Annotated in this window: 11 protein-coding genes and 1 pseudogene; all 12 read right to left on the bottom strand. The window is 64.3% G+C overall.

All coding sequences use genetic code 11. The features are described 5' to 3' along the window. Positions 1–225 (bottom strand): 30S ribosomal protein S17 (rpsQ, locus tag JWQ05_RS17580; protein ID WP_299661094.1); only part of this gene is annotated, 225 nt, incomplete at its 3' end. Positions 226–235: 10 nt separating this feature from the next. Then, a complete protein-coding gene (rpmC, locus tag JWQ05_RS17575) occupies positions 236–451 on the bottom strand; it encodes a 50S ribosomal protein L29 (protein ID WP_238204519.1) in 216 nt (71 codons plus the stop codon). Positions 452–463: 12 nt separating this feature from the next. Further along, positions 464–877, bottom strand: coding sequence for a 50S ribosomal protein L16 (gene rplP / locus JWQ05_RS17570; RefSeq protein WP_056091591.1), 414 nt, complete (start codon positions 875–877; stop codon positions 464–466). A gap of 48 nt (positions 878–925) precedes the next feature. Beyond that, complete coding sequence (gene rpsC, locus JWQ05_RS17565) at positions 926–1,666, bottom strand: 30S ribosomal protein S3 (protein WP_056481096.1); 741 nt, start codon at positions 1,664–1,666, stop codon at positions 926–928. A gap of 10 nt (positions 1,667–1,676) precedes the next feature. Then, complete coding sequence (gene rplV, locus JWQ05_RS17560; protein ID WP_299661078.1) at positions 1,677–2,063, bottom strand: 50S ribosomal protein L22; 387 nt, start codon at positions 2,061–2,063, stop codon at positions 1,677–1,679. Between the two features lie 2 nt (positions 2,064–2,065). Continuing rightward, the gene (gene rpsS / locus JWQ05_RS17555) at positions 2,066–2,344 is read right to left on the bottom strand and encodes a 30S ribosomal protein S19 (RefSeq protein ID WP_055949278.1); all 279 of its coding nucleotides are present in this window, start codon (positions 2,342–2,344) and stop codon (positions 2,066–2,068) included. 5 nt (positions 2,345–2,349) lie between these two features. Next, complete coding sequence (gene rplB, locus JWQ05_RS17550; RefSeq protein ID WP_299661074.1) at positions 2,350–3,186, bottom strand: 50S ribosomal protein L2; 837 nt, start codon at positions 3,184–3,186, stop codon at positions 2,350–2,352. Between the two features lie 27 nt (positions 3,187–3,213). Further along, positions 3,214–3,510, bottom strand: a complete 297-nt coding sequence (locus JWQ05_RS17545; RefSeq protein WP_056091577.1) for a 50S ribosomal protein L23 — start codon at positions 3,508–3,510, stop codon at positions 3,214–3,216. Next, entirely contained in the window at positions 3,507–4,127 is a 621-nt protein-coding gene (gene rplD / locus JWQ05_RS17540; RefSeq protein WP_299661069.1) for a 50S ribosomal protein L4, read from the bottom strand. The genes JWQ05_RS17545 and rplD overlap by 4 nt, the downstream gene beginning before the upstream one ends. After that, entirely contained in the window at positions 4,127–4,867 is a 741-nt protein-coding gene (gene rplC / locus JWQ05_RS17535) for a 50S ribosomal protein L3 (RefSeq protein WP_299661067.1), read from the bottom strand. The genes rplD and rplC overlap by 1 nt, the downstream gene beginning before the upstream one ends. A gap of 50 nt (positions 4,868–4,917) precedes the next feature. Then, a complete protein-coding gene (rpsJ, locus tag JWQ05_RS17530; RefSeq protein WP_018044230.1) occupies positions 4,918–5,226 on the bottom strand; it encodes a 30S ribosomal protein S10 in 309 nt (102 codons plus the stop codon). A 91-nt stretch (positions 5,227–5,317) separates the two neighbouring features. Continuing rightward, positions 5,318–5,448, bottom strand: a pseudogene (gene tuf / locus JWQ05_RS17525) (elongation factor Tu); the annotation flags it as partial.

Genomic DNA, 5,448 nt, shown 5'->3' with positions numbered 1-5,448 from the left:
GTCGATGAGCTTCCAGGTCTTGGTCTTCGAGAACGGACGGCACTCTTCGATCGACACGGTCTGTCCGACCTTGGCCACGTTCGCCTCGTCGTGGGCGTGATAGTTCTTCGAGCGACGGACGGTCTTCTTCATCACCGGGTGGGTGAAGCGGCGCTCCACCTTCACGACGACGGTCTTCTCGCCCTTGTCGCTGACGACGACGCCCTGCAATACGCGCTTCGGCATGATGTACTCCTCAGGCCTGCGCGGACTTCAGCGTCTTCTGACGCTGGAGTGTACGGACGCGGGCGATATCGCGGCGAACTTCGCGGACGCGCGCAACGTTCTCGAGCTGGCCGGTGGCCCCCTGGAAGCGCAGGTTGAACTGCTCCTTCTTCAGGTTCAGCAACTCATCGTTCAGCTGATCGGGTGACAGGGCGGACAGATCCGACTGTCTTTGCGACGACTTCATGATCCCCTCCCCTTAGTCAGCGATACGCTGAACGACGCGCGTGCGGATCGGCAGCTTCGCGGCGCCGAGGCGCAGGGCCTCCTTCGCAACGTCCTCGGCCACGCCGTCGACTTCGAACATGATACGACCGGGATGCACGCGGGCAGCCCAGAACTCGGGTGCACCCTTACCGGAGCCCATGCGGACTTCGGTGGGCTTGGCCGTGACCGGAACGTCCGGGAAGATCCGGATCCAGACGCGGCCCTGACGCTTCATCTCACGCGTGATCGCGCGGCGAGCCGCCTCGATCTGGCGCGCTGTGATGCGCTCGGGCTCGATGGCCTTCAGGCCAAAGGTCCCGAAGTTGAGGTCGAAGCCGCCCTTGGCCGCACCGTGGATGCGACCCTTGAACTGCTTACGAAACCTGGTCTTCTTGGGTTGCAACATGGCAGCCTCTCAACACCTTTCCAGGGTGACGGGGTCACGAACGCGCCGTTAGGCGTGTTCGCGCCGGCCGCGCTCGCGGCCACCCTCACCATCGCGCTCGCGACGGCCGCCCGAACGGCCACCCTCTTCCTGCGCCTTCTTATCCTGTGCCATCGGGTCGTGCTCGAGGATCTCGCCCTTGAACACCCACACCTTGATGCCGCACGTCCCGTAGGTCGTGAAAGCGGTGGCGACGCCGTAGTCGACATCGGCGCGGAGGGTATGCAGGGGCACGCGGCCCTCGCGGTACCACTCCTGGCGGGCGATCTCGGCGCCGCCGAGGCGGCCCGAGCAGTTGATCCGGATGCCTTCCGCGCCGAGACGCATCGCCGACTGAACGGCGCGCTTCATGGCGCGCCTGAAGGCGACGCGACGCTCGAGCTGCTGCGCGATCGAATCGGCAACCAGGGTCGCGTCGATCTCGGGCTTGCGCACCTCGACGATGTTGATCGTCACTTCCGCCTTCGTCAGGGTGCCGACGAGCTTGCGAAGCTTCTCGATGTCGGCGCCCTTCTTGCCGATCACCACGCCCGGACGACCCGAATGGATGGTGACGCGGCACTTCCGGTGCGGACGCTCGATGACGATCTTCGAGACGGCCGCCTGCTTGAGCTGCTTCATGAGGGCGGCGCGGATCGCGACGTCCTCGTGCATGAGCTTGGCGTATTCACCCTTTTGGGCGAACCAGCGGGAGTCCCAGGTCCGGTTGATACCGAGCCGCAGACCGATCGGATTGACTTTCTGGCCCATCAGGTCCTCCTCACGCCGCTTCGGCGGTTGGGACTTCGCGCACCACGATGGTGAGGTTCGCGAAGGGCTTCAGGATACGGGCGCCGCGACCACGCGCACGGGCGTGGAAGCGCTTGAGCACGAGCGCCTTGCCGACAAACGCCTGGGAGACGACGAGATCGTCGACGTCCAGGTTGTGGTTGTTCTCGGCATTGGCGATGGCGCTCTCGAGGCACTTCTTGACCTCGCGGGCGATCCGCTTGCGGGAGAACTCGAGTTCGGCGAGAGCCGACTCGACCTTCTTGCCGCGAATGAGCTGCGCAACGAGATTCAGCTTCTGAGGGCTGACACGCAGCATGCGCGCGACGGCCTGGGCCTCGTTCTCGGGGAGCGCGCGGGGAGTGGCCGGCTTGCCCATGATCAGCGCCTCTTCGACTTCTTGTCGGCTGCGTGACCGTGGAAGGTGCGGGTCGGCGAGAACTCGCCGAACTTGTGACCGACCATTTCCTCGGAAACGTAGACCGGGATGTGCTTCTGTCCGTTGTGAACACCAAAGGTGAGGCCAACGAACTGCGGCAGGATCGTGGAGCGGCGGCTCCAGATCTTGATGACTTCGTTACGGCTGGAACCGCGAGCGGCTTCGGCCTTCTTGAGGAGGTAGCCGTCGATGAACGGCCCCTTCCAGAGCGAGCGTGCCATGGGCGTTACTTCTTACGGTTATGACGGCTGGACAGGATGAAGACGTCGGTCCGCTTGTTCGAGCGGGTCTTCTTCCCCTTCGTGGGAACGCCCCAGGGCGTGACCGGGTTACGGCCGCCGGAGGTACGTCCCTCGCCGCCGCCGTGCGGGTGGTCGACCGGGTTCATGGCAACGCCGCGAACGTGCGGGCGCCTGCCGAGCCAGCGATTGCGGCCGGCCTTGCCGAGCGAGATGTTCATGTGGTCGGGGTTCGACACCGCGCCGACGCTGGCGAAGCATTGACCGTGGACCAAGCGCTGCTCGCCCGAGTTCAGGCGGAGCGTCACGTAACCCTGATCGCGACCCACGATCTGAGCGTAGTTGCCGGCAGAGCGGGCGATCGCGCCGCCCTTGCCGATCTTGAGCTCGACGTTGTGGACGATCGTGCCCACCGGCATGTTGCCGACCGGACCGGCATTGCCGGGCTTGATGTCGACCTGCTCGGCGGCGATCACCTTGTCGCCCGGAGACAGGCGCTGCGGAGCAAGAATGTAGCTCTGCGTGCCATCGGGGAAGGCGATCAGCGCGATGAACGCCGTGCGGTTCGGATCGTACTCGATCCGCTCCACGGTGGCGGAGACGCCCATCTGCTCGCGACGCTTGAAGTCCACGTTGCGGAGGGTGCGCTTGTGACCGCCGCCCCGGAAGCGGACCGTGATGCGACCGAGGTTGTTGCGGCCGCCGGACGACGACTTGCCCTCGGTGAGCTTCTTGACCGGCTTGCCCTTGTAGAGCTCACGGCGGTCGACGAGCACGAGCTGGCGAAGGCTCGGCGTGACCGGTTTGAATGTCTTCAAGGCCATCGGTGGTAATCCTTAACCCGACTTGTCTCAGAGGCCGGTCGTGACGTCGATCGTCTCACCCTCGGCGAGGGTCACGATCGCTTTCTTCACGTCCGAACGCTGCCCGCGAAGCCCGCGGAAAATCTTCTTCTTGCCCTTGGTGACGAGCGTGTTCACGCCCGTGACCTTGACGTCGAACAGCTTCTCGACCGCTTCCTTGATCTGCGGCTTGGTGGCCTTCGGGGCAACCCGAAAAACGACCTTGTTCTGCTCGGTGAGGTTCGTCGCCTTCTCGGTGATGACCGGGGAAACGATGATGTCGTAATGGCGCGGATCGGCACTCATTGGAAACGCGCCTCCAGCGCATCGATCGCTGCGCGCGTCAGCACGAGCTTGTCGCGACGCAGGATGTCGTAGACGTTGATGCCCTGGATCGGCAGCACGTCGATCTGCGGGATGTTGCGGGCTGCGCGCGCGAAGTTCACGTCCACCTCGGAACCGCTGATGAACAGCGCGCTGGTCAGACCCATCTTCTCGAAGCGCTCAACCAGACCCTTGGTCTTGCCTTCGGTCAGCTTCACGTCGTCGACGATGATGAGGGTCGAATCCTTCACCTTCGCGGACAGGGCGTGCTTCAGAGCGAGCGCACGAACCTTCTTGGGCAGGTCGTGAGCGTGGCTGCGCACCACCGGACCGAAAGCACGGCCACCACCGCGGAACTGCGGAGCGGAGGCGGCGCCGTGACGAGCGTTACCGGTGCCCTTCTGCTTGTAGAGCTTCTTGCGCGTGCGGTTCACGTCCGAACGGTTCTTGACCGCATGCGTACCGGCCTGGCGCTTGGCGAGCTGCCAGCGAACCATGCGCTGGAGCAGATCGACGCGCGGCTCGAGACCGAAGATAGTCTCGTTGAGGTCGACCGAACCGGCGCCCTCGCCGTCGAGGGTGGTGATATCGAGCTTCATCACGCGTTCTTCTCGGAAGCGGGAGCCTCGGGAGCCGGCGCTTCCGTGACGGGAGCGGAAGCGCCCAATTCACGGAACTTGCCAGGCTGCGGAACGTCCGCGGGGAGCTTGCGCTTCACCGCGTCGCGGATCTGGATCCAGCCGCCGGCGACACCTGGAACGGCGCCCTCGACGAGGATGAGGCCACGCTCCACGTCCGTGCGCACGACGCGCAGGTTCTGGGTGGTGACCCGATCGACGCCCATGTGACCGGGCATCTTCTTGTTCTTGAAGGTCTTGCCCGGGTCCTGACGGCCACCGGTCGAACCGATCGAACGGTGCGAGATGGACACACCGTGGGTGGCACGAAGGCCGCCGAAGTTCCAGCGCTTCATACCGCCGGCAAAACCCTTACCCGTGGTCGTGCCCGTCACATCGACGAACTGCCCCGGGATGAAGTGGTCGGCGGTGATCTCGGCGCCGACCGGGATCAGCTTGTCCTCGGACACGCGGAACTCGGCCAGCTTCTGCTTGGGCTCGACCTTGGCGACCGCAAACCGACCGCGCTCGGCGGCCGACACGTTCTTCACCTTGGCCTTGCCGACGCCGACTTGAAGGGCGACGTAGCCATTCTTCTCGACGGTACGGTGGGCAACCACCTGACATTGATCGACTTTGAGCACTGTGACGGGGACATGTTCGCCTGCATCCGTAAAGATGCGGGTCATGCCGACCTTCTGTGCGATGACGCCTGAGCGCATAGGTGTCTCCCTCGCGCGATTCTACGGTAAGCTCTAAATCCCCGCGGGACTTAGAGCTTGATCTCCACGTCCACGCCGGCGGCGAGGTCGAGCTTCATCAGCGCGTCCACTGTCTGAGGCGTCGGATCGACGATATCGAGGACGCGTTTGTGGGTGCGCATCTCGAACTGCTCGCGCGACTTCTTGTCGATGTGCGGCGAGCGGTTGACGGTGAACTTCTCGATGTGCGTCGGGAGCGGGATCGGACCACGAATGGTGGCGCCGGTGCGCTTGGCCGTCGAGACGATCTCGCGGGTCGATGCATCGAGGATACGATGGTCGAACGCCTTGAGGCGGATACGAATATTCTGACCGTTCATGACCTGAAACCTTGGCGGGGCGATTGAGGGGCGGGCGCGAGGACCCGCCCCTCAATCGTTCCCTGCAGACGTGACCTTGAGGACGAACGCTTTATTCGTTGATGGCGGCGACGACGCCTGCGCCGACGGTACGTCCGCCTTCACGGATGGCGAAGCGCAGCTTCTCTTCCATGGCCACCGGGACGATCAGGGTGACGTCCATGGTCACGCTGTCGCCGGGCA

This window comes from Methylobacterium sp. (assembly GCF_028290105.1).
Taxonomy (GTDB): domain Bacteria; phylum Pseudomonadota; class Alphaproteobacteria; order Rhizobiales; family Beijerinckiaceae; genus Methylobacterium.
Note: the sequence above shows the minus strand (reverse complement) of the source record. Positions and strands in the feature narration are given on the sequence as shown.